Annotated in this window: 22 protein-coding genes; 9 read left to right on the forward strand and 13 right to left on the reverse strand. The window is 67.0% G+C overall.

What is annotated here, in order from left to right; all coding sequences use genetic code 11:
- Positions 1-246: 246 nt before the first annotated feature.
- Positions 247-486: a hypothetical protein gene (locus AC1DOQ_RS17255; protein WP_477366781.1), complete on the reverse strand. Its 240-nt coding sequence runs from the start codon at positions 484-486 to the stop codon at positions 247-249.
- 245 nt (positions 487-731) lie between these two features.
- Between AC1DOQ_RS17255 and AC1DOQ_RS17260 the strand changes: the two genes are divergently transcribed.
- Positions 732-1124 (forward strand): VanZ family protein, encoded by a 393-nt coding sequence (locus tag AC1DOQ_RS17260; RefSeq protein ID WP_477366784.1) that lies wholly within the window; start codon positions 732-734, stop codon positions 1122-1124.
- A 167-nt stretch (positions 1125-1291) separates the two neighbouring features.
- On the forward strand, positions 1292-1822 hold the full coding sequence (locus tag AC1DOQ_RS17265; protein WP_477366787.1) for a hypothetical protein: 531 nt from the start codon (positions 1292-1294) through the stop codon (positions 1820-1822).
- Positions 1823-1853: 31 nt separating this feature from the next.
- Here the strand turns inward: AC1DOQ_RS17265 and AC1DOQ_RS17270 are convergent, their stop codons facing one another.
- From AC1DOQ_RS17270 to AC1DOQ_RS17295, 6 genes are all read right to left on the reverse strand, one after another.
- Positions 1854-4469: an NAD(P)-binding protein gene (locus tag AC1DOQ_RS17270; RefSeq protein WP_477366790.1), complete on the reverse strand. Its 2616-nt coding sequence runs from the start codon at positions 4467-4469 to the stop codon at positions 1854-1856.
- 97 nt (positions 4470-4566) lie between these two features.
- Positions 4567-6378: a glycoside hydrolase family 2 protein gene (locus AC1DOQ_RS17275; protein ID WP_477366792.1), complete on the reverse strand. Its 1812-nt coding sequence runs from the start codon at positions 6376-6378 to the stop codon at positions 4567-4569.
- Positions 6365-7465, reverse strand: coding sequence for a galactokinase (gene galK, locus AC1DOQ_RS17280; RefSeq protein WP_477366795.1), 1101 nt, complete (start codon positions 7463-7465; stop codon positions 6365-6367). Before galK ends, AC1DOQ_RS17275 begins: the two co-directional genes overlap by 14 nt.
- Positions 7462-8565: a M24 family metallopeptidase gene (locus tag AC1DOQ_RS17285; RefSeq protein WP_477366798.1), complete on the reverse strand. Its 1104-nt coding sequence runs from the start codon at positions 8563-8565 to the stop codon at positions 7462-7464. The genes galK and AC1DOQ_RS17285 overlap by 4 nt, the downstream gene beginning before the upstream one ends.
- Positions 8562-9674 (reverse strand): galactose-1-phosphate uridylyltransferase, encoded by a 1113-nt coding sequence (gene galT, locus AC1DOQ_RS17290; RefSeq protein ID WP_477366801.1) that lies wholly within the window; start codon positions 9672-9674, stop codon positions 8562-8564. Before galT ends, AC1DOQ_RS17285 begins: the two co-directional genes overlap by 4 nt.
- Before the next feature lie 322 nt (positions 9675-9996).
- The gene (locus tag AC1DOQ_RS17295) at positions 9997-11544 is read right to left on the reverse strand and encodes a dipeptidase (protein ID WP_477366804.1); all 1548 of its coding nucleotides are present in this window, start codon (positions 11542-11544) and stop codon (positions 9997-9999) included.
- A 125-nt stretch (positions 11545-11669) separates the two neighbouring features.
- Here AC1DOQ_RS17295 and AC1DOQ_RS17300 point away from each other — a divergent pair, with 125 nt between their 5' ends.
- On the forward strand, positions 11670-12527 hold the full coding sequence (locus AC1DOQ_RS17300; protein WP_477366806.1) for a pirin family protein: 858 nt from the start codon (positions 11670-11672) through the stop codon (positions 12525-12527).
- Positions 12528-12589: 62 nt separating this feature from the next.
- On the opposite strand, the gene AC1DOQ_RS17305 is transcribed toward AC1DOQ_RS17300, so the two are convergent.
- On the reverse strand, positions 12590-12958 hold the full coding sequence (locus tag AC1DOQ_RS17305; RefSeq protein WP_477366809.1) for a hypothetical protein: 369 nt from the start codon (positions 12956-12958) through the stop codon (positions 12590-12592).
- A gap of 236 nt (positions 12959-13194) precedes the next feature.
- A complete protein-coding gene (locus AC1DOQ_RS17310; RefSeq protein ID WP_477367028.1) occupies positions 13195-14112 on the reverse strand; it encodes a LysR family transcriptional regulator in 918 nt (305 codons plus the stop codon).
- A gap of 95 nt (positions 14113-14207) precedes the next feature.
- Here AC1DOQ_RS17310 and lhgO point away from each other — a divergent pair, with 95 nt between their 5' ends.
- The 4 genes from lhgO to moaA all read left to right on the forward strand — a co-directional run bounded on the left by lhgO (position 14208) and on the right by moaA (position 19047).
- Complete coding sequence (gene lhgO / locus AC1DOQ_RS17315) at positions 14208-15416, forward strand: L-2-hydroxyglutarate oxidase (RefSeq protein ID WP_477366812.1); 1209 nt, start codon at positions 14208-14210, stop codon at positions 15414-15416.
- Positions 15417-15495: 79 nt separating this feature from the next.
- Positions 15496-16803 (forward strand): MFS transporter, encoded by a 1308-nt coding sequence (locus tag AC1DOQ_RS17320; RefSeq protein WP_477366815.1) that lies wholly within the window; start codon positions 15496-15498, stop codon positions 16801-16803.
- Between the two features lie 94 nt (positions 16804-16897).
- Positions 16898-17920: an asparaginase gene (locus AC1DOQ_RS17325; protein WP_477366818.1), complete on the forward strand. Its 1023-nt coding sequence runs from the start codon at positions 16898-16900 to the stop codon at positions 17918-17920.
- 77 nt (positions 17921-17997) lie between these two features.
- Positions 17998-19047, forward strand: a complete 1050-nt coding sequence (moaA, locus tag AC1DOQ_RS17330) for a GTP 3',8-cyclase MoaA (RefSeq protein WP_477366821.1) — start codon at positions 17998-18000, stop codon at positions 19045-19047.
- A gap of 8 nt (positions 19048-19055) precedes the next feature.
- Here the strand turns inward: moaA and AC1DOQ_RS17335 are convergent, their stop codons facing one another.
- Complete coding sequence (locus AC1DOQ_RS17335; protein ID WP_477366824.1) at positions 19056-19331, reverse strand: ArsR family transcriptional regulator; 276 nt, start codon at positions 19329-19331, stop codon at positions 19056-19058.
- A gap of 139 nt (positions 19332-19470) precedes the next feature.
- On the opposite strand from AC1DOQ_RS17335, the gene AC1DOQ_RS17340 reads away from it, so the two are divergent.
- Entirely contained in the window at positions 19471-20280 is an 810-nt protein-coding gene (locus AC1DOQ_RS17340; RefSeq protein ID WP_477366827.1) for a formate/nitrite transporter family protein, read from the forward strand.
- On the opposite strand, the gene AC1DOQ_RS17345 is transcribed toward AC1DOQ_RS17340, so the two are convergent.
- Positions 20277-21704 (reverse strand): aminotransferase-like domain-containing protein, encoded by a 1428-nt coding sequence (locus tag AC1DOQ_RS17345; protein WP_477366830.1) that lies wholly within the window; start codon positions 21702-21704, stop codon positions 20277-20279. The genes AC1DOQ_RS17340 and AC1DOQ_RS17345 overlap by 4 nt on opposite strands.
- Positions 21705-21888: 184 nt before the next feature.
- Here AC1DOQ_RS17345 and AC1DOQ_RS17350 point away from each other — a divergent pair, with 184 nt between their 5' ends.
- Positions 21889-24192, forward strand: coding sequence for an FdhF/YdeP family oxidoreductase (locus tag AC1DOQ_RS17350; protein WP_477366833.1), 2304 nt, complete (start codon positions 21889-21891; stop codon positions 24190-24192).
- 59 nt (positions 24193-24251) lie between these two features.
- Here AC1DOQ_RS17350 and fdhD read toward each other — a convergent pair whose 3' ends face one another.
- Positions 24252-25070, reverse strand: a complete 819-nt coding sequence (fdhD, locus tag AC1DOQ_RS17355) for a formate dehydrogenase accessory sulfurtransferase FdhD (protein WP_477366836.1) — start codon at positions 25068-25070, stop codon at positions 24252-24254.
- A 72-nt stretch (positions 25071-25142) separates the two neighbouring features.
- Complete coding sequence (locus AC1DOQ_RS17360) at positions 25143-26000, reverse strand: hypothetical protein (protein ID WP_477366839.1); 858 nt, start codon at positions 25998-26000, stop codon at positions 25143-25145.
- Positions 26001-26060 lie beyond the last annotated feature (60 nt).

Raw genomic sequence — 26060 nt, forward strand, 5'->3', positions numbered from 1 at the left:
CAACCGATACGCGTGATCGCAGAAAGGCGTGCCGCCCAGCGGTGCGCCGCACCGAATTCCGCGTCTCTTGGCCCTGATCTTGGGTTGTGCCCGTCCTCCGTTGGCGGGCATTTTTTTTGTTCCGTATGATTAATGTCGAGAATGCAACGCAGCAAATAAAAATAGTCCGCAATGCTTGAACCAGTCAGGGATTTCGCTATCATGAAATTCGCGCTTGCGTTTTTTCATGGAGCCAGTCCTATGACTTTACCTGAAGCGATGTCCCCACCCCAGCAGCAATCCCAGCCATCGCGCCGACGACAGCACTTCGCCGACGACTACCTGGTCCTCAGCGAACTCAACCCGCGCATGGTCATCGACCACCTCGACGATGAAGAACAGCCTCTTCACGTACTGACTTTCGGCAGCGTCCGCGAGATCTGCCCGAAATGCCGGACACACCAGCTCAAGCTCGTCCTGCGACAGCAGACCGTACGCGTCGCCCATCTTTTCTGCGCCGAATGCGAAAGCTGCTTCGACGCACATTACCCCAACGGGACACCCGCGCTCACGATCTGACGCGGTCCCGCCCTTGGTCGACGTTCCGTAACACGGTTCGCCGCGGCCAGGGGCCAAGCCTTCGCTATCCGGTTTCACCCATGACACGGCGTCGTAGCCGTGCGGACGTTCTCGCAGGTGTCATGGTAAGGTGTGCGTTTTCCTGATACCAGTTGTTCCTTGCCATGAGTGCCATGCTGTCCCAGTTGCTGCTCCACCCTCGCCTGCGTTACGCCTACCTTGCCTGCGCCGTCCTGATCTACCTGGCAATCGTGGTGACCGGCAATATTCCAGGTGCGCGCGCCGACATCGGCCAGCTTGCGTCCGGCCTCGTGCTGCATTCGACCGCGTATGCCATCCTGACCGGCCTGTGCTTCCTCGGCAGCACCGGCAGCCCGGCCGCGCGTGCCGCCAAGGCCGTGCTGGCGGTTGCCTTGATGGGCGCCGGCGACGAATTCATCCAGAGCTTCTTTCCCTATCGCGGCGCCAGCGTGCATGACTGGGAGGTCGATTGCGCCGCCGCCATCCTGACGGTCCTCCTGCTGTGCGCCGTGTTGCCGAAATCGGTCCTGGCAACGAAACGCTGATTCCCGGCGCCACGCCGAATTCCACTATCCCTCGAGGTCCTTGACGTGGCTCATGTCCAACCCGAGTCAGCTGGAACGTCGCTTCCAAACTCGCCTCTTATTCCGAGTGGCACGCGGCATCGTCACGCACCTACCTGACATATCCATCCCATCAGAAGGAGTTGATCATGAAGCTAAAACACCAGAGCGTACTCCTGGCAGGCTTGCTGACGCTGGCTTTCGGGCTGTCCGCGTGTAAATCCATGCAGGGCGACAAGGGCGGCATGGAAAGCGGTAGTTCCACCAGCAGCGGCGGCAGCTCCGGCACCTCCGGCAGCTCCGGTACTTCGGGCAGCGGCACCTCCAGCAGCGGCTATGAGGGCGGCGGCACCGCGAGCGCCACCACCGGCCAGGGTTCCATGGGCGCTTCGGCAGCGGGTGCGTCCACGGCTGCGGGTTCGAGCCCGAACGCCACGGTGGTGGCGGTCGAAGTCGTGCCGCGCACGGCCAGCGGCATGGCGGGCGCCGGTTCGGTCGGCGCTGCGGCGGTGGGCGGCAGCGGCAGCAGCGGCACCACCGGCAGTTCCTCGTCCGAGCGCGTCTACCGCGTGACCCTGCGCATGGACGATGGCAGCACCCAGGTAATCACCCAGGAAACCACACCGGATTTCCGCAGCGGAGACCGGATCAACCTGTCCGACGGCATGATCAAGCACTGAACCGCCGCGCCAGGCCGGACGGGCCCATCGCCTACTCCGCGCTGGCTTTCTGGGCGCGAGCGCGCTTGTCGAGGACGATCTCGGCGCCGCGCTTGCCGGCCAGCAGGGCGTGGTCGGAGTTGTAGTACTCCCACTCGCTGTAGCGGCCGACCAGGGTGATGTCGAACTGCTTCAGCCAGGCCTTGCAGGTTTCGACATTGTGCGCGCGCTGGTGGTCGTAGAGCACATAGGCATAGGGCATGTCGACCTGGTTGCTGACGAGGATACGGTCGCCTTCGCGGATCATGCCGACCCGGCGGCAATCCTCGATCGCGCGGGCGATCAGTTCCTCGCCGTCGAGCGGCAGCGGCTTGGTCGGCGAATACGAGATCTCGCAGGTGAAGCCGAAGCCGCCCGGCGGATTGCATCCCGGAGAAGCATTACCCTGCACGAAGATGCGGTGGAAGATCGTGTCTTCCGGATAGTAGATCCAGTGCTTGTCGGTTGCGACGCGGTCGATGCCGATGTTGACGCAGCGGATCGACACATGGCGCAGGCTGCGGGCGGCATTCCTCACCTCTTGCGGCGCCTCGTCGCCGATCGCCTTGATCAGCTCCGGCAGCGGCATGGTCGAGATCAGCTCGTCATAGCGGAAGCGGCGGCCGTCGGCCAGGGCCACGATGTGTTCGCGCGGCAGCACCTGCACGACTTCGGCGCCCAGCTCGATCTTGCCCTTGATATGCGGCAGGAAGCCGTTCATCAGCGCCTGGAAGCCGCCCTCGAGCGGATAACCGAAGCGCGCGTTCGGCCCGACCGGCTTGGGCGAAGGCTCGAGCGCGCCCTGCACGATCTCTTCCAGGTTGGGCAGCGGCACCCGGCCGCCCAGCCAGGAGGTCTCCATCTCGGCCAGCGGCACGGTCCAGAGCTTGCGGTTGTAGGGAATCGCGAAGTGTTTGGCGATGCCCTTGCCCCAGACCTTGTAGATGAATTGCTCGAAACTGTACACCTTGCCCCGCACCGAGCGGTCGGTGTTGCAGACGTCGGCAGTGCCGTCGGCGCAGCAGTCGTCGATGGCCTGGGCCTCGTCGTCGAGCTGGGCGTCGTTGGCGGTGTAGCGGGCCTCGATGGCCCCCATCACGCATTCGGTGATGACCTTCGGCGGCAGGCCGTACAGCGCGCCCTGGAAGGGATAGCGGGTGTACACGCCCTTGCTGTAGATCCAGGCTTCGCGGTTCTGCCAGTGCACGTTATCGCCCAGCAGCACTTCGTACATATTCAGCACATAGGGGTCGTTCGAGAACATGATGTGGCCGGCGTGATCGAAGGTGAAGCCCCTGTCCTCGATCGAGCGGCACCAGCCGCCGACGGTCTCGTTGCGGTCCAGCAGCAAGGTGTCCGCGCCCAGGTGGTAGGCGGCCGACAGCCCGGTCGGGCCGCCGCCGATGATGACGGTACCGACATGGCGCGGGCCCTGGCTGCGCAGCGGATTGACGTTCGGCGCGGCGCTGCCCGCCTGCGGCGCGGGCTGGCCGGCATCGTGCGGGGCGGTGCGCTGCGTGGCGCCGCGTTCGCCGCGCGCCGGCGTCGAATCGAGCAGCTCGTGCATATGCCTAGCCGTGTTGTCCCAGGAAGTGGCGGCCACCACGGCCTTCATCGCCTCGACCATGTGTTCGCGCTGGGCCGGGGTCTGGGCCAGGGCCGCTTCGCAGGCGGCGACGAATTCGCGCGCTCCGCTGGCGATCGCGACCACGTGGCCATAGGGGTTGGCGACGTCGGCGATCGGCGTGCTCACGATCGGCAGCTGGGCCGCCATGTATTCGAGCACCTTGGTCGGGCTGATGAATTTGGTCGCCTCATTGATGGCGAAGGGCATCAGGCAGAGGTCCCAGCCGGCCAGCAGCTCGGGCAAGGCGGCATACGGCTGCTGGCCCAGGTAGTGGATGTTGGCGCGGCGCGGCAGGCGTTCCTCGTCGATCTTGACCACCGGGCCGGCCAGCACCAGCTGCCATTCCGGATGGGCCTCGGCGAGTTCGCCGACCAGCTCCGGGTCGAAGCGTTCGTCCAGCACGCCGTAGAAGCCGAGGCGCGGATGCGGGATCTCGCGCTGCTGCGGGTGGCTGCGGCTGCGGTCGAGGGCCTGCTGGAAATGCACCACGTCGACGCTGCTGGGAAAGCAGTGCACGTTCGGGTGGCGGTGCTTCTTCGCCTCGTACAGGCTGGGGCCGCCGGCGAATACCAGGTCGGCGATGTTCAGCAGCGCGCTCTCGCGTTGCAGCAGCTGCTTCGGCGGATTCTTGAACGAGGCCAGCTCGTCCATGCAGTCGTAGACCACCAGCGCGGGCTGGAGCGACTGCAGCAGGGGCAAGGCCATCGGCGTATAGAACCAGGCGATGACCTGCTCGCCCGGCGGTGCCAGCTGCGCCACCATGGGCTGGAGCAGCCGCAGCTGGTCGTCATGGAAGCCGACGGCATGGATCGGGGTATGCGCGCGGCACACGGTCACGTTCGGCGCGGGATTCGACCGCTGCATGAACGGGGCGCCGTCATCGTATTCCGGTTCCTCGACGAACAGGATCGGATAATGCTGCGCCAGGCGCGACAGCAGGTGCTGTGGCCGCTGGAATACGAAATCCCAGCGCAGGTGGCTGAAAACGACGATCGTAGTCATGACAACTCCTCGGGGCGGGGGCCTCGCAAACCGTCGCGGGCCGCCTATGCAACGCGCAGCTGGTTTGCGAGGGCCCCTTATGCTTTGGAGAGGATATTCAAGCGCTGTCAGGCCCTTGTCCCTCCTTCTCCACATCCGGCCGCGGGTGCAGCGGGACGTTGCGGGTTGCGGCGCTGATTACCTCGAAAGGAAGCTTGGGGGTGCGGTCGGCGTTGAGCAGGCCGTTGGCTTCCTGGAAGGTGTCGGCGAACTGGGTGTAGCAGAAGCCGCTGAACATGAAGGTCTCGTTGACCACTTTCAGCAGGCGTTGGTACAGCGAGTGATAACTCTCGGCCGTATGGGCACGGGTATAGCCCCAGGTGCCGTCCTCGGGGGTCGCGTTCGGGTCGAAGGCGATGCCGCCGAATTCGGTCAGCACGATGGGCTGGCCGCGGTGCGGGAAGCCGTCCAGCGTCAGGATGCGTCCGCCTGGACGGCGCTGATCGAACAGCGTGCGCACGGGGTCGCTGACCTCGTAGCGTGCCTTGATCTTTTCCGGATCGCTGTCGTAGTCGTGGATGCCCAGGATGTCGGTGGCCGAGGCTTCCCAGCCGTCGTTGCCGATCACCGGGCGGGTCGCGTCGAGGGTGCGCGTCAGGTGGTACAGCGCCTCGACCGCGTTGCGGTGCGCCTGGGTCAGCGTCAGGTTCGGTACGCCCCAGGATTCATTGAACGGCACCCACACGATGATGCAGGGGTGGCTGTAGTCGCGTTCGATCGCTTCCGTCCATTCCTTGACGATGCGCTTGATCGCATGCGGACTGAAGCGGTAAGCCGATGGCATCTCTTCCCATACCAGCAGGCCCAGCCTGTCGGCCCAGTACAGGTAGCGCGGGTCCTCGATCTTCTGGTGCTTGCGCACGCCGTTGAAGCCCATCAGCTTGGCCAGTTCGACGTCGCGCCTGAGGTGCTCGTCGCTGGGTGCGGTCATGAAGGACTCGGTCCAGTAGCCCTGGTCCAGCACCAGGCGCAGCGGGTAGGGACGGCCGTTCAGCAGCAGGCGGTCGCGGTTGATGTGGAAGGCGCGCAAGGCGGTATAGGACTTGATGTGGTCGACCACCTGGTCGCCGCAGCGCAGGATCACTTCGGCGTCCAGCAGGGTCGGCCGCTCCGGGCTCCACAGCAGCTCGTTCCTCGAATCGTCGATGCCGGGGTCGGACAGCGCGATTTTGCGGTTGGCCTCGCCCTGCAGCAGCTTGTAGTGATCGTCCGCCATCAGGACATCGCCATGCCAGATCTTGACCTCGACGAACATGTTCTCCTGGATGTCGCCGCCGGCGAACACCTCGCAGCCGATCTCGAAGGTCTCGAAGATCGGGGTCCAGCGCAGGCTCCTGATGAAGGTGCGCGAGACCTGTTCGACCCACACGGTCTGCCAGATGCCGGTGGTGCGCGGATACCAGATCGAGTGCGGTTCCAGCAGCCAGTCCTGCTTGCCGCGCGGCTTGGCCAGCTCGGCAGGATCGTCCTCGACGAACACGGTCACGACCTGCTTGCCGTCCGCCTTCAGCGCCTGGGTGATGTCGGCCGAGAACGGCGTGTGGCCGCCCTCGTGCTCGGCCACCAGCTGGCCGTTGACCCAGACCCGGGCCGAATAATCGACCGCGCCGAAGTGCAGGATGACGCGCTTCTCGGATGGTTTCAGTTCGAAGTCGCGCTCGTACCAGCAGAAGCGGTGGAAGCCGGTGTCCTGGATGCCGGACATTTCGGTTTCCGGCGCGAAGGGGACATTGATCTCATGGGTCCAGCCGGTCACGCCTTCCGGCATCCTGCAGCTCACCTCGTCGTCGAAACGGAAGCGCCATTTGCCGTTCAGGTTGATCCAATTGTCGCGTACCAGCTGGGGACGGGGATACTCAAACTGGCTCATTGTTTTCCTTTCCTTGGGCGGGAACCGGGATCAGGATGCGTCCCTTGCGTCCCTCTTTGTTGTAATTGGAGAGTGCGGTTTGTGCAGCCTGCTGCGCCTGGCCGGCGCGGCACAGCGCCACGCAGGCGCCGCCGAAGCCGGCCCCGGTCAGGCGTGCGCCGAGCACGCCCGGGGCGGCGCGCAGGGCATCCACCAGCAGGTCCAGTTCGCGGATCGAGACTTCGTAGTCGTCGCGCAGGCTGTCGTGCGAGGCGTTCATCAGTTCGCCGAAACGCTCGGCCGACACGCCCTTTGCCGCTTCCAGCACGCGCAGGTCTTCCAGCACCACGTGGCGCGCGCGGCGGCGCAGCGGCTCGGGCAGCTGCTCGACGAGCTGCGGGTCGGTGACGTCGCGCAGGGCCTTGACGCCCAGCTTGCGCGAGGCTTCCTCGCATTCGGAGCGGCGCTCGTTGTACTTGCTGGCGGCCAGGGTGCGCGGCACGCCGGAATCGATGACGATCAACTCGCTCCCGGCCGGCATCTGGACCAGCCGGTGCTCCAGCGTGCGGGCGTCGATGAACAGCATGCTGCGCTCGTCGCACAGGCTGGACGCCATCTGGTCCATGATCCCGCAGTTGACGTGGGCATAGTCGATCTCGGCGCGCTGGGCGATCTGGGCCAGCCTGACGTCGTCGAGCGGGAAGCCGAGCAGCTGGCGCAGCGCGCGCAGGGTCGCGACTTCGAGCGCCGCCGAGGACGACAGGCCGGAGCCGACCGGCAGGCTGGTGGTGACGAACACGCGCAGCGGCGGGATCTCGACCCCGGTGGCCTCGACCAGGCGGATGCAGCCTTCGATATAGCTGCCGAAGCCCTGCGGCGCGCTGCCGCCCTTCGCCGCGAAGGTCACGTTGCCGTCCAGGGTGCCGGAATACAGGTGGTGCTGGTCGTCCTGGCTGTGCGCCAGCGCCACCGAGGTGCGCTGGGGCGTGGCGACCGGCAGCATGAAGCCGTCGTTGTAGTCCGTGTGTTCGCCCAGCAGGTTGACCCGGCCGGGAGCGGATGCGCACGCCTCCGGGGCGCCGCCGAAGAAGGTTTCTGCACTTGTCATGTCAGCTCCAGCCAAAGCGGCCGCACACGGCCGCCGATGTTCGCCGCCGGCCACTGCGGGTCCAGCGTCAGGTTTTCCAGCCCGTTCGCGCCGAGCAGGAAGCTGTCCTCGATCGCCATGCCCTCGAAGCCCGGGTTGAATGCGAAGGCCATGCCGGTCTCCAGCCCGGTTGCGGTGCTGGGGCTGACGGCAAGTTCGCAGGCCTGGTAGCCGGCGATGCCGCCCAGGCGCCGTTCGCGGATCGCATCCGGCCGGTTGGCGTGGCGGTAGGCGGCGTCGAAGGCGTGGTACACGGCCGCCAGCGACTGCCCGGGGCGCACCGCATCCAGTCCGGTCGCCTCCAGCCGCAGCAGCTCCTGCTGGGCGACTGGCGCCGGCCCGAAGCTGGCCGAACGGGACAGCCTGGCGATCAGGCCGTGCCTGCGCGCGCAGCAGGACAGCGTGACGCGCGCGCCGAGGGTTTCATGCGAAGACGTGGGCCGGCGCCACTGCCCCATCCGGCGTTCGCCGGCGGCCAGCACCATCGCCGGCCCGATCCCGCGCCGCAGCAGGGCGCGTGCGCCCTCCCCCGCCAGCTGGTATTCGGTCCAGTCCGGCCGCGCCGCGCGCAGCGCCTCGCCGATCGCCTCGGCCGCCTCGCGGCCCAGCCGGCGGTAGCGTTCCTGTTCTTCCGCGCCCAGCACCATGCGGCGCAGCTTCAGGCTGGCCGGCAACGCCAGTTCGCCGTTGTGCGGACGGTCGGACAGCACGACGCGGCCGGCGGCCGCGCCCAGCGCATAGGTCTCGTGCAGCTCGGGTTCGGTCCAGGGCGCGATGTGGAAGGTGAAGCCGGCCGGGATCTCTTCCTGGCGCAGGCGCTCGGCCTCGACCTCGTCGGTGAGCACGCAGGCTTCCTCGGGCGTGACCAGCAGTTCGGCCACGCAGGCCTCGCAGCTTTCCGGCGCGAACGGCGCGCCGCCCGCGGTCGCCCAGGCAAACCAGCCGGCGCCGCGCAGGCGGATCGCGCCGGCGCCCGCCTGGGCCATCGCTTCGCGCAGCAGGGCCAGCTTGGCGGCGGCTTCCGCGCCGCGCACCGCCAGCGGATCGGCGCTCACGCTCATGCGCCGTCCTCCAGGTTGACTTCGACCTGCTGCAGCTCGTAGGCCGTGGTTTCGGGCAGCACGTCCATCGCGAACATGCCGGCCGCCAGCTCGGTGCCGGCCAGGTACTTCAGGCGGTCGCGGGTGCGGTACGGCGGATAGAACTGGCAGTGCAACTGGGTTTCCGGATGCTCGGCGCCGTCGGTGGGCGCCTGGTACCAGGCCATCAGGTAGGGGAAAGGCCGGTCCCACAGCTTGTCGAACTTGAGCAGCACGGTCTTCAGGGCGCGCGCCAGGCTGGCGCGCTGCGGCGGGGTCAGCGCGGCGAAGTCCTTGCAGGGTGCGGTCGGCATCACCCACACCTCGTAGGGATAGCGGGCGCAGGCGGGCACGAAGGCGATCGCATGCTCGTCCTGGAACAGCACGCGCTTGCCGTCGGCGGCTTCGTCGCGCGCCATGTCGCACAGCAGGCTGGAGCCGTGCTGCAGGTAGTACTCGCGCTCCTGGGCCAGCTGGCGCGCCGGTACCGAGGGCACGAAGGGATAGCAGTAGATCTGGCCGTGCGGATGGTGCAGGGTCACGCCCACTTCCGCGCCGCGGTTCTCGAACGGCAGCACGTACTGGATGTGCTGGCGGCCGCCGATGCGGGTGGTGCGGTCGCCCCACACCTGCAGCAGCAGCTCGATGCGCGACAGCGGCAGCCGGCCCAGCGCGGCCTGCGGATCCTGGGTGAACACCACCACTTCGCAATGGCCGTTGGCCGGCGCGGTCGGCACCGTCAGCACCGGCGGATCGTGGGAATCCAGCGCCAGCGACGGGAAGCGGTTGTCGAACACCGCGATCTCGTAGTCGCCGGCCGGCATCTCGGTCGGATGCTGGGGGTCGCTGGTCGGGGCCAGCGGGTTGTACTGCGGCGGCGGCTGGTACGTCCTGTTTTGCCGGAACGCCGCATAGGTGACCCACTCGCCGCGCAGCGGATGCCAGCGCAGGTGCGGATTCGCATTTTGCGGGTCGGGAAATGGGCTCGGCGCAACCAGGCCGGCCGGGATCGGCTTGTTACTGTAGAGGGTGAGCGGTCGTCCGTCTGGCTTTACGAGTTCTTGGATGTGCATGTCGATGATGGCAATCATGTCGGGTCAGTGACCGATCCTATCATGGCGTTTTCGACACATTTTCCAAGTGTCAGTGCGGGCTTTTCCAGCCATCAACAAGCTCATGCGGAAGGCTTCCGGCACCGACAGGCTTGGGCGCCCGCTCTCCTAGGGAGAGCGTGGAACGAGGGCAGTTTTCCCCTATGAAGCGGGGACCCTTGTAGGCCCAGACCTACAGAACGATGAGAAAATTTCGCAGTTTTTGGCGAGGCTTCCGCCTACATGGCAAAACACGGGATCGAAGCGGGCGGCGGGGGTCGGAAGCGGTCCCGGACGCTTCGCCGCGGGACCGTGATGGCGCTTACTGCGCGAGTTCGGCCAGTACGGCCGTGTACATCTCGAGGTTCAGCAAGAGTTGCTTGAGGGTGATGAACTCATGCTCGGAATGGCCGGTGTAGACCGTGCGCGGCATCGCCGGGCCGAAGCTGACGGCGTGCGGGAACAGGCGGGAATTGGTGCCGCCGCCGACCGCGACCGGCTTCGGATCCTTCACACCCGTAAAGTACGAAAACACCTTCATCAGCACCGGCAGCTGCGGCGCGTCCTGCTGGATCCAGGGCTCGCCGATCTGTACCTTCACGTCGGCCAGCTGCATCGCGCCGTGCGCGCCCTGCCATTGCGCCAGGGCGGCGTTGATCTCGTTGGAGAGCTGCTGGGCGGTCTTGCCCTGCGGGCGGCGGATATTGATCGACAGCTCGGGACCATCCGCCTTCTGGCGGATCACGGTCGGGGCGAAGGTCATCGGTCCCATGAAGCCGTCGCGGTAGGCGATGTTGCCGAACTTCTCGCCGTAATAGCCGGTGCCGACCATCTCGTTGAGGAAGTTGACCAGGGCGCCGGAAGGCGTGTCGGGCCAGGCCTGCACGGCCAGCGCATCGGCCAGCATGCTGATCGCGTTCAGGCCGTCCTCGGGTTTGGACGAATGCGCCGACACGCCCTTGGCCATGATTTCCAGGTCGCCGCCCTTGCGTTCGAAGGTGTAGCGCATGCCGGTCTGTTTCGCGGCGCGCTGCCTGATCTGGGCTTCGAGCGCCGGGGTGGCGTTGGCGATGGTCGCCTGCGCATCCTCCGGGATCTGGCTGCCGAAGAAGCCGCCGCCGAACTGCGCCACGACGGGCGAGTCCTGCTGCACCGGCTGCACGCCCTTCGGGAAGGTGACGGCAACCGTGCCGTAGCCCTTTTCCGCCGTCACCGCCGGGTACTCGGCATCCAGGGTGATGTTCACCTGCGGCAGCGGATGGGTCTTCACGAAAGCGACCAGCGGCTCCCAGTCCGATTCCTCGGCCATGTAGACGTAGAGCTCGATGCGCTTCGACAGCGGCAGCTGCAGGTCCTTCAGCGATTTCATTGCGTACAGGGCGGTGGCGATCGGGCCCTTGTCGTCTTCGGCGCCGCGCGCCAGCAGCTTGCCCGGTTCGCTGGTGCGGTCCAGCTCGAAAGGCGACTTCTTCCACTTCGACGGATCGACCGGCTGCACGTCGCCGTGCGCGATCATGCCCACGCGCTCGGCGGCGTCGGGCGCGCCCAGGCCGATCACGACCACGTGGCCGTAGTCGGCGAAATCGAAGCCGAGGCGCGCCGCTTCCGCCTTCAGGAAATTCTTGAAGCCGATGTGCTGGGGATTGCGCTCGACCGGCAGGTCCTTGTCGGCCACCGTGTTGTAGCTGACCAGTTTGGCGAGGGTGTCGACGACGTCGTCGCGGTAGGCGGTAACGGCGTGCTTGGCGGCCTTGACCGCGGCCTCGCCCGGTACGGCGGGCGCGGCGGGTGTCGCGGGTACGGTATTGGCGGCGGCGCTGCCGGCGGCGAGGGCCAGCAGCAGGCCGGCCAGGGTCTTTCTAGTTTTCATTGAAGCTGTCTCCTTGTTGCAAAAGCGCAAGGAGTCTAGCACGGGCCCGGCGGGGCGGCGCGCGCCGCCGGCAGTGCGGAATCGAGTATCGTATGGGTAAACGAACAACAGCAAAAAGGACAGGCATGAGCTACAAGACCATCCAGCGGCTGCACCCGGCCATGCGCGACGATATCGGCGACCTGATCACCCAGCGCCCGGTGCCGGGCCCGCACATCCACCAGGTCGATCCCTTCCTGTTCCTCAACCACCACGGTCCCCAGGTCTACCCGCCGCACAACGGCGGCCTGCCCTTCGGCCCGCATCCGCACCGCGGCTTCGAGACCGTCACCTTCATCCTCGACGGCATGCTGGCCCACCGCGACAGCGCCGGCCACGAAAGCGTGATCGGCCCGGGGGGCGTGCAATGGATGACGGCGGGGCGCGGCATCGTGCACGCCGAGATCTCGCCGCGCGAATTCATGGAGAACGGCGGCCCGCTCGAGATCCTGCAGCTGTGGGTGAACCTCCCGCCGGCCCTGAAGATGACGGCGCCGCGCTACGTCGGCCTGCAGCGCGACCAGATCCCGGTGGTGGAAACCGACACCGGGCGGGTGCGGGTGCACCTGGTGTCGGGCGAATTCCAGGGCGTCAAGGGCCCGGTCGAATCGCTGACCGGGGTCTTCATGAGCACCGTGGAGATGCAGGCGGGCGGCCGGCTCTACCTCGACAATCTGCTGGACCGCAGCGTCTTCCTGTACGTGGTGCGCGGCGTCATCAGCATTGCGCCGGACACCGTCAGCCCCTTCCACCTGGCCGAATTCGACACCGTCGGCGACGAGCTGGAAATCATCGCGGAAAAGGACTGCCTGCTGCTGCTCGGGCATGCCGAACCGATCCGCGAGCCGGTGGTCGCGCACGGCCCCTTCGTGATGAACACCCGTGAAGAGATCAACCAGGCGATCCTGGATTACCAGGCGGGACGCTTCGGGGACCCGTTCTAAGAATCAATCGCCGGCCCGGTCCCATCGGCCAGGCCGGCCGCTTGATGTGTCCGTAAAACGTGTCAGCGGCGGAACTGGGTCAGCTGCACGTTGTCCGGGAAAGCCTGTTCGTCGATCTCCACCCGCGCGCCGCTGTTTTTCGCCACGAACTCGGTGCGCGACAGGGGGAGCAGTTGTTCGCGCTTGCCGTCGACTTCCATGAACATCTTGCTGTCGCGGCTGGTCAGGCGCAGCATGCGGCCATCCTTCAGCTTGAAGGAGCCGGTGGCGTCCGCGGCCTCGCCCGGCGTCAGGTGGATCAGCTGGCTGGTATTGCCGTACACGGTCACGGTGTTGCCGTCGGCGCTGACGGCCACCGGTGCGGGTTCGGCCAGGGCCAGGGTCGAGACTGCGGCGGCGCCGATGAAGGCCAGGACTTGTTTGATGCGCATGATTGCTCCCATTCACTTTTCGATATAAATCACGGACCGAAGGCGCCTCATCAAAACAATTTATGATCGCGCTACGGGTCCACCGTTTTTCATATCGCCGCATCCCAAAATGTGCGGCGAGTGAGGGAAGTGTATGCAGGCCCTGCGCAAGCGTCAGCCGGTATCCGCCGAAGCGTCGAAAACGCGGGATGAAATGCCGAAAACCGGCGCCAAAGCGTTGGCAATATGTATAGAAATCAGACCAGCAAAGGCAGGCGCGCGTCGGCGGAAAAGTCCACCGCACCCCTTGCCAGCGCCAGCATCTGGTCGACCAGCGGGCGCGAATCGCCGCGCCGCCACTGGAAGGAATAGGTGAGCGGCCTCAGCACGTGCTCGTCGCTCAGGATGCACACCAGGCCCTCGCCTACCAGCTTGCGCGCCCACGCCTCGGGAAGCATGCCCACGCCGACCGACGCGATCAGCATTCCGGCAATCGCACCCCAATTGTTGCAACTGATCCGTTCGACCGCCGCGATCCCGTGCGCCAGCAGCCAGTCATCGATCAGGCGCGTCGTCCCGGCGCCCGGCGGCAAGGCGATGATCGGCTGCCTGGCCCGGATCATCCCGGGCACGCTCCCGTACTGGGCCAGCGCCGCCGGTGTCGCCGTCCATACGAACTGCGCCTGCGCGATCGGCTGCGACAGCATGGTCTGGCGTGAGGAGCGGCCGGCGATGATGGCGAAGTCGAGTTCGCCGTTATCGACCTTGGCCTCGAGCACCGCGCCGACGTCGACATAAGGTTCCAGCACCAGCTTCGGGTACTGCGCCCTTGCCTGCGCGATGAAACGAGGCAACCAGGTCAGGGCGCTCAGCTCGCCGACACCGAAGGCGCAGCGGCCGACCAGGCCCGCCCCTGGCGCGAAGGTATTGCGGATGCCGGCGGCGGCATCGAGCAAGTCCAGCGCCCGCGGCAACAGGCCTTGCCCGGCCTCCGTCATGACCGCCCGATGGCCGCTGCGATCGAACAGGCTCACGCCCAGCGACTCCTCGAGCTCGGCAATACGCTTGGACAGCGAAGAGACCGACAGGTGCAGGCGCTCGGCCGCAATGGCGAAATTCGCGCAGCTTGCCGCCCAATAGAAAGCTTCGAGTTGTTTGAACGTCATAGCCAGCACCTGTTCGCCAAAAGGAAACGAGTTTATCTGAAATTTTTCGCTTTTCATTGATATCCATGCCGCTAACATGCAACTGTCATTCTCGAAAGGTGTGTATGAGCAAGAAGCGCTATGCCGTCATTGGCGGCGGTATCAATGGACTGTCGGTGGCCCGGCAATTGTTGCTGGACGATCCCGACGCGTCGGTCACGGTATTCGAAAAAGAGACGGCGGTTGCGCAGCACCAGTCGAGCCATAACTCCGGCGTGGTACACGCCGGTTTGTACTATGAACCCGGCGGCCTCAAGGCGCGCCTGTGCCGCCGCGGCGTCGAATTGGTCAGGAACTACTGCCTCGAACATGCCATCCCCTACGACGAGTGCGGCAAGGTGGTCGTCGCCCTCAACGAGGAAGAACTGCCGCGCCTCGATGCCATCTACGAGAAATCGCTGAACAACAAGGTGCCGGGCGTGCGCATGCTCGGCCCGGAAGAGCTGCGCGAGATCGAGCCCAACTGCATCGGCATCCGCGCCCTGCATTCGCCGCATACCGCGATCGTCAGTTACGGGCAGATCGCCCGCCGGATCGCCCAGGAGATCGAGGAAAAAGGCGGCAGCATCCGGCTGAACGCACCGGTAGCCCGCCTGGTCGAACGCGGCAGCCGGATCCATGTCGAACTCGAGAGCGGTGAAATGCACCCCGGGCATTTCGACTTCGCGATCGCCTGTTCCGGCCTGCAGTCGGACCGCCTGGCCCAGCGCTCCGGAGACGAAGCGACGCCGAAAATCGTGCCTTTCTTCGGCCAGTACTACGTTATCGACGAGGCCTTCAAGTCGCACGTCAAAGGCCTGATCTATCCGGTTCCCGACCCGCGCTTTCCCTTCCTCGGCGTGCATTTCACGAAGCGCATCGACGGCCAGATGACCATCGGCCCGAACGCCTTCATCTCGCTCGGCCGGGAAAATTACGACGGCAAGCGTTTCAGCGCGCGCGATATCGCCGACTTCCTCGCCTATCCCGGCTTCTGGAAATTTGCATCGCGTAACGTGCCGGCCACGCTGCGCGAGCTGAAGACCGTCCTCAGCGAATCGGTGTTCGTGCGCGAAGCCGCCAGATATGTGCCGAGCCTGTCCGAGGTCGGCGTGACCCCGGCCGTGCGCGGCATCCGGGCGCAGGCCATGCAGGGCGATGGCTCCCTGGTGGACGATTTCGTCATCCGCCGCCAGGGAAATATCACGCACATCCGCAACGCACCGTCGCCGGGCGCCACCTCGTCGATGGCGATTGCCGAGTACATCGTGCGCGAAGTGATTCCCGGCCGCTGAACCGCGGCCCGCAAGCGACCCTGTTCAACAGATACCAGATAACACATAACAACCAGGATCCAAGGAGACATACATGGAGATGCGCAAACCCGATTGGGAAACGCCGGAACAGGCGGCCAGCCGCCTGAAGCGGGTGGCAACCGCGACCATCGTCGGCTCGATGCTCGAGTGGTACGACTTTTATTTGTACGCGACGATGGCATCGATCGTCTTCAGCAAGGTGTTCTTCGATGCGTCGAATCCATCGACCGCGTCGATGATGGCATTTTCCACCTTCGCCATCGGCTTCGTGGCCCGCCCGCTCGGCGGCGTGTTGTTCGGCTACTTCGGCGACCGCTTCGGCCGCAAGAAGCTGCTTTACGTGACCTTCTTCCTGATGGGCGTCTGCACGACCGCCATCGGCCTGATTCCTTCCTACGCAACGATCGGCTTCTGGGCCCCGTTGCTGCTGGTCGTCATCCGTATCCTGCAGGGTCTGGGCGCCGGCGCCGAATTTGCCGGCGCCTCCGTGACCTCGTACGAGCATGCCAGCGACGACAGGCGCGGCCGCCAGGGCTCCTGGCCCGCGCTCGGCCTGAACCTCGGCCTCCTGCTGTCGTCCTTCACGGTCTACCTGCTGACCCTCGGCGGCGACAAATTCCTCCAGAGCGGCGGCTGGCGCATCCCGTTCCTGCTCAGCGCCGTGCTGGTGATGGTCGGCATCTGGGTCCGCAAGCGCCTGCCGGAGACGCCGGAATTCGACCGGGCTGCAGCCGGCGGCGCCGCGAAAAAGCCGTTCAAGGAACTGTTCGGCACCAACCGCGCCGGCCTGCTGGTCGTCTTCCTGGTGGCGATCGGCTACAACGCCCTGAGCTACATCTTCAAGACCTTCTCGCTGGCCTATCTCACCCAGTTCAAGGGTGTCTCCGCGAACGTGACCTCGCTGTCGGTGACGCTGGCGAGCCTGGTTGCCATCGTCGCCGTGCCGACCTTCGGCTGGCTGTGCGACAAGTACAGCAGCAAGAAGGTGCTGATCGTCGGCGGCCTGCTGTCGGCACTGTTCGCCTACCCCTTCATGGCGCTGCTGGCCAGCGGCCAGAATTCGCTGATCTATGCGGCCCTGATCGTCGGCACCGGCATCCTGGCGCCGATGATGTTCGCGCCGCAAGGCTCCTTCCTCAGCCGCCAGTTCTCGGTGCAGAGCCGCTCCACCGGCATGGGCGCGGCCCGCGAAATCGGCACCGCGATCGCCGGCGGACTCGCGCCGTTGTGGGCGCTGTCGATGGTCGCCAGCTCGCCCGGCCATGCTACCGGAGGCGTGGTCCTGATCCTTGCCGCTTCGGGCCTGATCCTCTCGCTGGGCTCGGCATTCGACCAGGGACACCGCTTCAGCAAGCACAAGAACTGAGCGGGATCGGCGCAGATGCATGGGTTTTCGGGTCCTGCGCGCCCCGGTGCGAATATCCGCTAGAGTTTCGGAATCGATCACCAGGACCCTACCCATGCATCCAGTCCCGCTCGCCGCCACCAGCCGTGGCTATCCGGAGACCGGCTATCCGGTCGAGAACATCCATTTCGGTTCGATCGCCGTGGTCGACGCCGCCGGCCGCCTGCTGTACTCCAGCGGCGATCCGGACGCCATGGTCTTCACGCGCTCGGCGCTGAAACCCTTCCAGGCCCTGCCCTTCATGCTGGCCGACGGCCCGGCCCGCCTTGGCCTGACGCTCGACGAGCTGGCCCTGCTGTGCGCCAGCCACTCGGGCGAGGAAAAGCACCTGGCGGGCGTCCAGTCCATCCTCGGCAAGATCGGCCTCGACGAGACCCACCTCGAATGCGGCTGCGCCACCCCGCTGTACTACGACGCGGTCGGCCTGCCGCCGCCGGCCGGGCGGCGCTGGCGCACCGTGCACCACAACTGTTCCGGCAAGCACAGCGGCTTCCTGGCCTGGTGCCGCCTGCACGATGTGCCCACCGCCGGCTATGTCGACCCGGATCACCCGCTGCAGCGGGCGATCCGCGCCACCCTGGCCGAGGCCGTGCAGATGAACGAGGACAAGCTGCCGACCGGGATCGACGGCTGCTCGGCGCCCAACTACGCGATGCCGCTGGCGCGCCTGGCCCACCTGTATGCGCGCCTGGCGCAGGGCGGCCGCGATGCGCGCCTGGGCAGCGTGCTGGGCGACCTGTTCGATGCGATGACCAAGCGGCCGGACCTGGTGTCCGGCGAGGCGCGCACCGACCTCGCCTGGATGACGGCCGGCCGCGGCGACTGGGTGGCGAAGATCGGCGCCGACGCGGTGCAGGCGATCGGCGTGCGCTCGGCCGGCATCGGCATCGCGATCAAGGTCGCGGACGGCGCCGTGCGCGCCCTGCACCCGTCCACCTTCAGCGCGCTCGAGCAGCTCGGCCTGCTGGACGCGCAGCGCCGCGAACTGCTCGAACCCTGGCGCGCGCCGGCGATCCTGAATGCGCGCGGCACGCCGGCCGGCGAGGTGCGCGCCGTGTTCACGCTGCAGCCGGGCTGACGCCGGCGAACTGTACTGCCTGCGCCCTGGCCCGACTGTACGCATGCGGTGGGCGCAAGCGCTGCTATCCTCGCCGCATGAATCCATTCCCGCCCGCAACAAGCCTCACCGACACCTTGATGCGCCCCCTCAAGGACTTGCGGCTATCCGTCATCGACCAGTGCAACTTCCGCTGCACCTACTGCATGCCCAAGGAAGTCTTCACGCGCGACTACCCCTTCCTGCGCGCGGCGGAGCGCCTGTCCTTCGACGAGATGACGACGCTTGCTCGCACCTTCGTCGGCCTGGGGGTGGAAAAGATCCGGATCACCGGCGGCGAACCGCTGCTGCGCAAGGATCTGCCGCGCCTCATCGAAGCGCTGGCGCGGCTGGAGACGCCGGCCGGCAAGCCGGTCGAGATCGCGATGACGACCAACGGTGCCCTGCTCGCGGCGCAGGCGCGCGCGCTCAGGGATGCGGGCCTGCGCCGCGTGACCGTCAGCCTCGACGCACTCGACGATGCCGTGTTCCGCGCCATGAACGACGTCGACTTCCCGGTCGCCCGGGTGCTCGACGGGATCGAGGCCGCGCTGGAAGCGGGACTGGCGCCGGTGAAGGTGAACGCGGTGATCAGCAGGACCCGCAACGCGCACCAGGTCCTGCCGCTGGCGCGTCATTTCCGCCATAGCGGCGTCAACCTGCGCTTCATCGAATACATGGACGTCGGCGGCGCCGACGGCTGGCGGCTCGAGCAGGTGGTGACGGCGGCGGAGATGCGTGCACAGATCGAAAGCGAGTTCGCGCTGGTCCCGCAGCCGGGACATGCCGGCGCGACCGCCGACGGCTTCCGCTACGCCGACGGCGGCGGCGAGGTCGGCTTCATCGCCAGCGTATCGAAGCCGTTTTGCGGCGACTGCACCCGCGCCCGCGTCAGCGCCGACGGCAAGCTGTTCCTGTGCCTGTTCGCGGCGCGTTCGGTCGACCTGCGCCCGTGGCTGGGTGCCGGCCGGAGCGCTCAGCTGGCGCAGGCGATCCGCGCCGGCTGGAGCACGCGCGCCGACCGCTATTCGGAACAGCGCGGCGCGCTGCGGACGCACGGCGCTGCGGGACGCTATCCGGTAGTCCGCATGTCGCTGGTCGGAGGATAAGGGCGCTCTCAGGCGCCGAACCAGCCTGCGCACAGCTCGCGCCCGGCCGCCGTCAGCGTCACGCTGCCGCCGCCCTCCTCGTGCGCCGCCACCTGCACCCAGCCGGCCTCGGCCAGCAGGCTCAATTGCCGCGTCAGGACGCTCATCGGGCGCCGCGTGCGCTTGCTGGCCCGCGCCAGCGAACAGGGCCTGGACGGCGCCTCCTGCGCCATCCGCCACAGCTGTTCGAGCAGGTCGGCCAAGGCCGCCTCGCCCTCGTTCATTTGTTCGTTGCTGGTGTCCATCGCCGCAGCATACAGCGGCCGATGCGCGCGCACAGCCCCTTCGCGACTGTATCCTTTTCTTGCGGGCGTTTCTGTACCGCAGAGTTCGCCGTAGCAGCGCCTACACTAGCGGCCTTTTGCCGTATCCGAAAGCTTGACCATGTTTGACACGACGATCGACCAGCTCGCCGACGCCGGCGCCCACAGGGTGGCACAGGCGCGCACGCGGCCCTTGTCCTTCCTGACCGGCAGCGCAATGGCGGGCGCCTACGTCGGCTTTGGCGCGATCCTGATGTTCACCGTCGGCGCACATGCCGACCCCGCCTGGGCGCGGCTGGTGATGGGCGCGGTGTTCGCGCTCGGCCTGACCCTGATCACCTTTGCCGGCGGCCACCTGTTCACCGGGCTGACGATGCTGATGGCGCTGGCCTGGCTGCGCCGCAAGGCCAGCGGCGGCGAGGTGCTGGGCGTGCTGGCGCACTGCTGGATCGGCAACCTGGCCGGCGCCGTGGTGCTGGCCGCGATCCTGAAGCTGGCCGGCGGCGGCGTCCTGCTGAGCGACGGCGCGGCGCTGTTCACCAAAACAGCGGCCGCCAAGGCGGACGCCCCGGCGGTCGCGCTGTTGTTCAAGGCGATCCTGTGCAACTGGCTGGTGTGCCTGACGGTATGGATGTGCGCGCGCACCACCAGCGACAGCGCCAGGCTCGGACTGGTGTTCTGGCCGGTCATGATGTTCGCCGCCTGCGGTTTCGAGCATTCAGTGGCCAACATGTTTACCTTTGCCCTGGCCCTGATGGCCGGCGCCGGCGTCCCCCTGGGCGGCATGCTCGCCAACCTGGCCTGGGTCACGCTCGGCAACGCCATCGGCGGCATGCTGATGGTGGGCGCGGGCTACTGGGTGCAGTCGCAGGCAGCGCTGGCGCCGCGCGCCGGGACCGGAACCGCGCCGGCCCCGCTGCACAAACCTTAGGAAGCTTTCCCGGCCAGTTCGGCCACCAGCCGCCCGAGCCGCTTCACCGCGGCTTCGACGCGGGCGCTCCACGGGTAGCTGTAGTTCAGCCGGATGAAATGATTGAAGCTGCCGCGCGCCGAGAACATGTTCCCCGGACCGACCGTGATGCCCTCCTCCAGCGCGCGCGCATACAGCGCCATCGCGTCGACCTCGCCGGGCAGCTCCACCCACAGCACATAGCCGCCTTTCGGCTCGCTCACCCGCGTGCCCGCCGGGAAGAAGCGCAGCACCGCCGCGGACATGATGCGCGCCTGCTGGGCGAGGGCCTTGCGCATCTTGCGCAGGTGCGCGTCGTAGCCGTCGTTCTGCAGGTATTCGGCGATCGCCAGCTGCGGCAGCGAGGACGTCGCCAGCGTATTCAGGAACTTCAGCTTTTCCACCTCGGCCGTGTAGCGGCCAGGCAGGCACCAGCCGATCCGGTAGGCCGCCGTCAGGCTCTTCGAGAACGAGGCGCAGTGCAGCACCAGCCCCCGGGTATCGAAGGACTTGAGCGAGGTCGGATGGCTGTCGCCGTAATACAGCTCGTGGTAGACGTCGTTCTCGATGACCGGGATCTCGTGCGCCGCCAGCAGCTCGACCAGCGCGCGCTTGCGCTCGTCGCTCATCTGGAAGCCGAGCGGGTTCTGGAAGTTCGGCATCACCATGCAGGCCGCGATCTTCTGGCTGGCAATGACCCCGGCCAGCGCATCCAGGTCGATGCCCTCGCGCGGATCCGTCACCACTTCCACCGCGCGCATGCCGAGGCGCTCGATCGCATGCAGCATGGCGTAATAGCTCGGCGACTCGACCGCGATGGTATCGCCCGGCCGCGCCACCGCCTGCAGGCAGAGGTTGATCGCCTCGGTCGCGCCGACCGTGACGATGATCTCGCCCGGGTCCACCGCCAGCCCGTTCTCGAGGTGGCGGCGCGCGATCTGCCGGATCAGCTGGGGGTGGCCCGGCGGCAGGTCGTTCATCACGCTCCACTCCTGGTGCCGGCGCGCGATCGCGTTGGCGTACTGGCTCAGCCGCTTCCATGGATAGCTCGACGGGTCCGCGTACGGCGAGCCGAGCGGCACGGCGCCGCCGGTGTGGATCGAACGCAGGGTCTTGAGCACCAGCCGGCTGACGTCGACCTCGGAGGACAGCATCAGCGGCGCAGGCGCGCGCGAAGGCGCCGCCGCCGGCTTGAGGCGCTGGCGCACGAAATAGCCGGACTGCGGCCGGCTCTCGATGATGCCGCGGCTTTCCAGCAGCACGTAGGCGCGCAGCACCGTGGTGATGCTCAGGTTGTGATGCTGGCTGGTCTGGCGTACCGAGGGGATTTTTTCGCCTTCGAGCAGGACGCCGCTGGCGATCTGGCTCTCGATTTCGGCGGCGAGGGTTTCATACAGTGTGGGCACGCCGGGAGTATAGCCCAAGGCCCGTGACGCTGCCTGGGGCCGGCCGTTCCGTACTGTGCTCCTTTCTACACAGGGATTGTGTGCACGCAGCCGTCGGGCAACCGGGATTACTCTGGCGCTTCGACCCGGACCGGCACCACGTCGCGCCGGCCGTGTCGCCAGATACAGGAACACAGGACTAATCGTGGAAAAACAAGAGAAAGAAGGTTTCGTCGCCCCCTACACCCATGCCGCGGCCGGCTGGGGTGCGGTCAAGCAGGTGGCGATCAACCTGTTCAGGGAAAAGGTCAGCGGCAGTAACTACAAGACGCTGTTCAGGCAGAACCAGCCGGACGGCTTCGACTGCCCGGGCTGCGCCTGGCCGGACCGCGCGCATGCCTCGACCTTCGAGTTCTGCGAAAACGGCGTGAAGGCGGTCGCCGCCGAAGCGACCGGCAAGCGCGCCGGGCCGGCGCTCTTCGCGCGCCACACCGTGGCCGAACTGATGCGGCAGTCGGACTATGAACTGGAACAGCACGGCCGCCTGACCGATCCCCTGGTCTACGACGGCGCCAGCGACAAGTATGTGCCGATTGCCTGGGCCGACGCCTTCGCCCTGATCGGGCGCCACTTGCAGGCCCTGCCCGATCCGAACCAGGCGGCCTTCTACACCTCCGGCCGCGCCAGCAACGAAGCCGCCTTCCTGTTCCAGCTCTTCGTGCGCATGTACGGCACCAACAACTTCCCGGACTGCTCGAACATGTGTCACGAACCCACCAGCCGCGGCCTGCCGGGCACGGTGGGGATCGGCAAGGGCACCGTCACCCTGGAAGACTTCGAGCACGCCGACACCTTGCTGATCTTCGGCCAGAACCCGGCCACCAATCACCCGCGCATGCTGGGCGAGCTGCGCGCCTGCGCCAAGCGCGGCGCCACCATCGTCTCGATCAACCCGCTCAGGGAACGCGGCCTGGAACGCTTCACGGACCCGCAGGCACCGCTCGAGATGCTGACCAATTCCAGCACCAGGATCGGCACCCTGTTCGTGCAGCCCAGGCTGGCCGGCGACCTGGCCCTGATCAAGGGCGTCGCCAAGCGCGTGGTCGAACTGGACGATGCCGCCCGCGAGGCCGGCCAGGCGCGCGTCATCGACGTCGACTTCATCGCCCGCCATACCACCGGCTTCGAGGCCTTCGCCGCCGACTTGCGGGCCGAGAGCTGGGACGACATCCTGGCGGAATCCGGCGTCTCGCGCGAAGGACTGGAGGAGCTGGCCCAGGTCTACGTCAAGGGCAAGCGCGTGATCGCGACCTGGGGCATGGGCCTCACCCAGCACAAGAATTCGCTGGCGGCGGTGCAGCTGCTGTCCAACCTCATGATGATGCGCGGGAATATCGGCCGTCCCGGCGCCGGCCTGTGCCCGGTGCGCGGCCACTCCAACGTGCAGGGCGACCGCACCATCGGCATCGAGGAGAAGCCCTCCCAGGCCTTCCTCGACCGCCTCGGCAAGGCCTTCGACTTCGAGCCGCCGCGCCACCACGGCTACGACGTGGTCGAGTCCATCAAGGCGATGCTGGACGGCCGGGTCAAGGTCTTCATCGGTTTGGGCGGCAACTTCGCCATCGCCACCCCGGACACCCCGCTCACCTTCCAGGCCCTGCGCTCCTGCGCGCTGACGGTGCACGTGACCACCAAGCTGAATCGCAGCCACCTGGTGCACGGCCGCGACGCCCTGATCCTGCCGACCCTGGGACGCACCGAGATCGACCTGCAGCAGGGCGTCGCGCAAGGCGTGACGGTCGAGGATTCGATGAGCATGGTGCACATCTCCTACGGCATGAACAAGCCGGCCTCGCCGAACCTGCTGTCGGAACCGGCGATCGTCGCCGGCATGGCCGCGGCCACCCTGGGCAGCGAGAAGGTCGACTGGAACTGGCATGTGGCCGACTACGCGCGCATCCGCGATGCGATCGAACGCTCGATCGCCGGCTTCCACGAATACAACGCGCGGGTGGCGGTGCCCGGCGGCTTCCACCTGAAGGTTGCCTCGCGCGAGCGAGAATGGGTCACCGCCAGCGGCAAGGCGCAGTTCGTGGTGCAGGAAATCGACAAGGACACGCCGATCCACCGCGCGCGGGCGCGCCACGGCGAGCGCCTGCTGGTGCTGATGACGACCCGCTCGCACGACCAGTACAACACCACGATCTACGGCATGGACGACCGCTACCGCGGCGTGTTCGGCATGCGCCGGGTATTGTTTGCCAACCGGCTCGACCTGGAGATGCTCGGCCTGCAGAACGGCCAGTGGGTCGACATCACCAGCGTGTGGGAAGACGGCGTCGAACGCCGTGCCGAGCGCTTCATGCTGGTCGAATACGACATCCCGCGCGGCTGCCTGGGCGCCTACTACCCGGAGACCAATGCCCTGGTGCCGCTCGACAGCGTGGCGACCGGCGCCGGCACGCCGACCTCGAAATCGATCCCGGTGCTGCTCAGCCCCAGCGCCTGAACGTCGCCCCGCGCAGGCGGGGAGCCGTGCCGGGCAATGCCCGGAGCGACGGCATCAACTCAGGTGTATTCGACGTAGCCGTCCTGGCGGCAGAAGCTGGCCAGCTTCAGGCCGGCCTGGGCCGCGATGTCGATCGCCAGCGAACTGGGCGCCGAAATCGTCGCCAGCATCGGGATGCCCATGCGCGCCGTCTTGCGCGCGAGCTCGTAGCTGGCGCGGCTGGACATGAAGACGAAGCCGCCGCGCAGGTCGGCGCCCGCCAGGGCCAGGTGGCCGACCAGCTTGTCGAGCGCATTGTGGCGGCCGACGTCCTCGAACACGGCGGCGATCGCGCCGTCCAGCCCGCACCAGGCGGCCGCGTGCACGCCGCCGGTCTCCTGCATCAGGGTCTGGTGGCGCGGCAGTTCAGCGGCGGCGCGCGCGATCGCCGCGCCGGGGTCCACCGGCAGCGCCGCCGGCGCCATCCTTTCCGGCGCCAGGTCGAGCAGTTCCAGGCTTTCGATGCCGCACACGCCGCAGCCGGTGCGGCCGGCCAGTGCGCGGCGCCGTCCCTTCAGGCGCTGGAAGGCTTCCTGGGCCACGCTCAGCTCGACCTCGGCCGCGCGCGCATGCAGGCGCAGCTCGATGTCGTAGATCTGCGCACGGCTGTCGACCAGCCCCTCGGTCAGCGCGAAGCCGGCCGCGAAGGCCTCGAGGTCGCGCGGGGTGACCATCATGACCACCTGCGAAATGCCGTTCACCACCAGGGCCAGCGGCATCTCCTCGGCCACATTGTCATGCGCCGCGCCATGGCTGGCGCCGCGGTGGCGCACGATGGGCCGCAGCTGGAAGCCGGCCGGCTCCGCCTGCGCGGCGTGTTCTGCAATCGATTCTCTCATGTCACGATGGTAGCCTGACGGCGTCCGGCGCGGCGCGCACAGAAGCCGGCGCGGCGCGGGAATACAGTTGGGTCAGGGAATGCCCAGACGCAGGCGCTGGGTCACCGCGTCGAGCACCTGGGCGTCGCCCCAGTAGGCCATGTGCGACAGCGGGTTCCAGCTCTTCAGGATCCACGTCACCACGCCCTGCCCCGCGTTGATCGCGCGGTCGTCGACCAGTTCGGCGTAGCCCGGCGAGAGCGGCTGCAGCGGCCAGCCCAGCGCGTCGTCCGGGTCGTAGAGGTTGATCCACTCGAAGCCGGGGGTCGGCCGCGCGATCGGCTTGATGTCCATCTGCTTGTGGGCCGCACAGAAGATCGGGATGTTGCAGCCGGTGGTGACGAAAGCGCTGCAGGTGGCGCCCGCCATGAACCGGCGGTCGCTGTCGCTCAGGCGCGCCCCCAGCGCGCGCATGGCCCAGGCGTCGACGTCCTTCCACACCCCGGCCAGGACCTGGCCGCCCGCCAGCGCCTTCTGCGCATCGTAGATATAGCTGGACAGCACCTGGCAGCCCAGCGACTGCGCCAGGAACACCACCCGCGTCGACGGGTCGTGCCTGGCCACGCCCAGCAGCTGGCGCGCGATCGCCGCCTGCGCCAGTTCATACACCGAGCCGTCGATCTCCTTGCGGTTTTCCAGTCCGGCGGCGTCGCCGAAGCCGAACAGCAGGAAGCGGCGCAGGTCGGCATAGTGCAGGCGGGTGGTGTCGCTGACCCTGGCCCACACGGTTTCCTGGTTGGGCTTGAGGATGTCCTGGTAGTAGATCGAGCGGAAATCGACCTGGCCGGACAAGGGTCCCAGCCGTGCGGCCACGGCCTGGAACAGCTTTTCGGCGTAATCGCGCGGCGTCTCTCCCATGCCGTGGACGGTCAGCAATGCGGCTTGCGGCATCTTCCCTCCTCCTCACTCATCGTTATGTCAATTCTGACACGCCATGCTCTTTACAACTCA

Source organism: Massilia sp. 01N417, from assembly GCF_056399645.1.

What these genes read in the sequence shown, in the direction of transcription:
- AC1DOQ_RS17255 (WP_477366781.1), bottom strand. Translation starts at nt 486, where the DNA reads ATGGGCGACGCGTACGGTCTGCTGTCGCAGGACGAGCTTGAGCTGGTG.
- AC1DOQ_RS17340 (WP_477366827.1), top strand. Translation starts at nt 19,471, where the DNA reads ATGTTTGACACGACGATCGACCAGCTCGCCGACGCCGGCGCCCACAGG.
- AC1DOQ_RS17335 (WP_477366824.1), bottom strand. Translation starts at nt 19,331, where the DNA reads ATGGACACCAGCAACGAACAAATGAACGAGGGCGAGGCGGCCTTGGCC.
- AC1DOQ_RS17265 (WP_477366787.1), top strand. Translation starts at nt 1,292, where the DNA reads ATGAAGCTAAAACACCAGAGCGTACTCCTGGCAGGCTTGCTGACGCTG.
- moaA (WP_477366821.1), top strand. Translation starts at nt 17,998, where the DNA reads ATGAATCCATTCCCGCCCGCAACAAGCCTCACCGACACCTTGATGCGC.
- AC1DOQ_RS17305 (WP_477366809.1), bottom strand. Translation starts at nt 12,958, where the DNA reads ATGCGCATCAAACAAGTCCTGGCCTTCATCGGCGCCGCCGCAGTCTCG.
- galT (WP_477366801.1), bottom strand. Translation starts at nt 9,674, where the DNA reads ATGATTGCCATCATCGACATGCACATCCAAGAACTCGTAAAGCCAGAC.
- AC1DOQ_RS17270 (WP_477366790.1), bottom strand. Translation starts at nt 4,469, where the DNA reads ATGACTACGATCGTCGTTTTCAGCCACCTGCGCTGGGATTTCGTATTC.
- galK (WP_477366795.1), bottom strand. Translation starts at nt 7,465, where the DNA reads ATGACAAGTGCAGAAACCTTCTTCGGCGGCGCCCCGGAGGCGTGCGCA.
- AC1DOQ_RS17360 (WP_477366839.1), bottom strand. Translation starts at nt 26,000, where the DNA reads ATGCCGCAAGCCGCATTGCTGACCGTCCACGGCATGGGAGAGACGCCG.
- fdhD (WP_477366836.1), bottom strand. Translation starts at nt 25,070, where the DNA reads ATGAGAGAATCGATTGCAGAACACGCCGCGCAGGCGGAGCCGGCCGGC.
- lhgO (WP_477366812.1), top strand. Translation starts at nt 14,208, where the DNA reads ATGAGCAAGAAGCGCTATGCCGTCATTGGCGGCGGTATCAATGGACTG.
- AC1DOQ_RS17300 (WP_477366806.1), top strand. Translation starts at nt 11,670, where the DNA reads ATGAGCTACAAGACCATCCAGCGGCTGCACCCGGCCATGCGCGACGAT.
- AC1DOQ_RS17285 (WP_477366798.1), bottom strand. Translation starts at nt 8,565, where the DNA reads ATGAGCGTGAGCGCCGATCCGCTGGCGGTGCGCGGCGCGGAAGCCGCC.
- AC1DOQ_RS17325 (WP_477366818.1), top strand. Translation starts at nt 16,898, where the DNA reads ATGCATCCAGTCCCGCTCGCCGCCACCAGCCGTGGCTATCCGGAGACC.
- AC1DOQ_RS17295 (WP_477366804.1), bottom strand. Translation starts at nt 11,544, where the DNA reads ATGAAAACTAGAAAGACCCTGGCCGGCCTGCTGCTGGCCCTCGCCGCC.
- AC1DOQ_RS17260 (WP_477366784.1), top strand. Translation starts at nt 732, where the DNA reads ATGCTGTCCCAGTTGCTGCTCCACCCTCGCCTGCGTTACGCCTACCTT.
- AC1DOQ_RS17275 (WP_477366792.1), bottom strand. Translation starts at nt 6,378, where the DNA reads ATGAGCCAGTTTGAGTATCCCCGTCCCCAGCTGGTACGCGACAATTGG.
- AC1DOQ_RS17320 (WP_477366815.1), top strand. Translation starts at nt 15,496, where the DNA reads ATGCGCAAACCCGATTGGGAAACGCCGGAACAGGCGGCCAGCCGCCTG.